This is a genomic window from Streptomyces sparsus, assembly GCF_054776295.1.
Map to the genome: position 1 here is coordinate 1 of NZ_BAAHCA010000817.1, position 2,243 is coordinate 2,243.

A 2,243-nucleotide genomic window follows, 5' to 3' on the forward strand; every position below is an offset into this window, starting at 1 on the left:
GCCGTGGCCGGCGGCCGCCGAGGACTCCCCCGGCTCCTTCGCGCCGGGCCACGCCTTGGCGACGCGGGCGGCCAGCACGAAGTCCTTGCGCAGCGGGTGGCCCTCGAACCCGTCCGGCAGCAGCAGCGGTTCGGGGTGCGGGTGGCCGGTGAACTCGACGCCGAACATCTCGTGGGTCTCCCGCTCGTGCCAACCGGCGCCGACGAAGACGCCGGTGGCGGTCGGCAGTGCGGGCGCGGTGGCCGGCAGCGTCGTCCGCACGACCAGCCGTCGCAGTGCGGTGCCGTCGGCCGGCAGCGCGACGAGGTGGGCGCAGATCCGGAAGCCGGTCTCGCCCTCGTCCACGGCGCTCAGCCAGTCGAAGTAGGTGCAGCCCAGGGTGGAGCGGGCGGTGTCGAGGGCGGCGAGCCAGTCCGTCGCGGGCACGTCCACGGTCAGCAGGCCGTAGGCGTGGGCAACGGACGCGTCGGGCCCGAAGAGTTCCTCGACCGGCTGCGGCAGCCACTCGCCGTCGGTGGGCTCGCTCATCGTGCGTCCTCCCCGGACGTGTCCGACCGGTCCGGGGAACGCGGCTCGTCCGATGTGTCCGACCGGTCCGGGTCCGCCTCGGCAGGGGGCGGCGGGCTCACCAGCGGGCTGGTGAGTGCGGCGGGGGAGGGGCCGGCAGCGGCGGCGGCGTAGCGCTCGCTCAGCGACTCCCGGGCGATCTTGTCCTGAAGGGTGAGAATGCCCTGGAGCAGCGCCTCCGGGCGCGGCGGGCAGCCGGGCACGTAGACGTCGACGGGAATGATCTGGTCGACGCCCTTGGTGACCGAGTACGAGTCCCAGTAGGGGCCGCCGCAGTTGGAGCAGGCGCCGAAGGAGATGACGTACTTCGGCTCGGGCATCTGCTCGTAGAGCCGTTTCACGGCGGGCGCCATCTTGTCGGTGACGGTGCCGGAGACGACCATCAGGTCCGCCTGCCGGGGCCCCGGCGCGAACGGGATGACGCCGAGCCGGATGAAGTCGTGCCGGGACATCGACGCGGCGATGAACTCGATCGCGCAGCACGCCAGGCCGAAGTTGAAGACCCACAGGCTGTAGCGGCGCCCCCAGTTGAGGACCACCTTCATCGGCTGGGGCGCCAGCCGGGACAGCACGCCGAGCTTGGCGGCGGGGTCGGCTTCGGTATCGGCGGTGCCGGCTGCCGGCGCGCTGCCGGGCATTCCCAGCGGTGTCACGCCCATGTGAGGACGCCCTTCTTCCATGCGTACAGCAGGCCCACGGCGAGAAAGCCGAGGAAGATGAACATTTCGACCAGGGTGGCGCCGCCGTAGCCGGGCTCCGCGAAGACCGTCGCCCAGGGGAACAGGAAGATCGAGTCGATGGCGAAGATCACGTAGAGGAACGCGTAGACGTAGTAGCGGACCTGGGTGTGGGCCCAGTCGTCCCCCACCGGGTCGACGCCGCACTCGTACGTCAGCATCTTCTCGCGCGTCGGCACGACCGGCCGGAGCAGCCGCCCGGACCCGAAGGCCACGGCCACGAAGAGCACTCCGACCGCCGCCACCAGCCCGACGACCGAATAGCCGTGGAAGTAGTCCGGCACGTCCATCCGTCCCTAGGTCAGCGTCGCTGGGTCAGCTTTCGGCGATCTGTACGCACGGGAGTCTAGGGCCTGCTACCGGTGACGGGGGTCGCCCGTCACCGGGTCGGGCTGCTTGCCCCTGTTTCGCCCGACGTGCGCAGATGCTCCACGAGCTGGCGGAAACCGTCCCAGCCGGCGTCCCGCAACCGGTAGTGGAAACCGGCCTCGTGCAGCGGGCCGAGCTGGAGGGGGCGGTCCGGCAGCGGGGGGCGCCGGGCGAGGGTGACGCCGATGTCGCGCACGTCCGCGCTGCCCAGAGTGAACGACACCGGGGCGGGCGGCATCTCCACGTGCGGGTGGAACGTGAGGTCGGCGCGGGCCTCGCGGCGCTGGACGAGCATCGTCACCAGGCCGTGCTCGGCGACGAGCCGGGCGGCCAGCGCCCGCAGTTCCTCGTCGGTCGGCTCGGCGGCGTCCGGGGCGAGGCCCATGGCGAAGCTGATGTCCTCCTCCACGCCGCCGGTGGTGCGGGACACCCGGACGGTGGCGAGCGCCGGGCGGTCGGGGCGGCCGACGACGACCAGCCAGGTCGCCCGGGGCGCGCGGTCCCGGCTGTACTCGGTCAGTTCGTGCCGGGACCAGGTGAGGCAGGCCGGTTCCGCGGTGCCCCAGCCGG

4 protein-coding genes are annotated in these 2,243 nt (G+C 72.5%); all 4 read right to left on the bottom strand.

Translation table 11 applies throughout. The features are described from left to right. Positions 1–528, bottom strand: a 528-nt coding sequence (locus ACYVE9_RS23765) for an NADH-quinone oxidoreductase subunit C (RefSeq protein ID WP_461029938.1), incomplete at its 3' end; no start/stop codon positions are given. Further along, positions 525–1,226 carry an NADH-quinone oxidoreductase subunit B gene (locus tag ACYVE9_RS23770; protein ID WP_461029939.1) on the bottom strand — a complete coding sequence of 234 codons (702 nt, stop codon included), beginning with the start codon at positions 1,224–1,226 and terminating at the stop codon, positions 525–527. The genes ACYVE9_RS23770 and ACYVE9_RS23765, both read right to left, overlap by 4 nt. Continuing rightward, complete coding sequence (locus ACYVE9_RS23775; protein WP_461029940.1) at positions 1,217–1,594, bottom strand: NADH-quinone oxidoreductase subunit A; 378 nt, start codon at positions 1,592–1,594, stop codon at positions 1,217–1,219. The genes ACYVE9_RS23770 and ACYVE9_RS23775 overlap by 10 nt, the downstream gene beginning before the upstream one ends. A gap of 89 nt (positions 1,595–1,683) precedes the next feature. Then, the coding region (locus ACYVE9_RS23780; protein ID WP_461029941.1) for a DUF6177 family protein at positions 1,684–2,243 on the bottom strand (560 nt) is incomplete at its 5' end.

Excerpts from the sequence above, each read along its gene's own strand:
- ACYVE9_RS23770 (WP_461029939.1), bottom strand. The coding sequence starts at position 1,226 with ATGGGCGTGACACCGCTGGGAATGCCCGGCAGCGCGCCGGCAGCCGGC.
- ACYVE9_RS23775 (WP_461029940.1), bottom strand. The coding sequence starts at position 1,594 with ATGGACGTGCCGGACTACTTCCACGGCTATTCGGTCGTCGGGCTGGTG.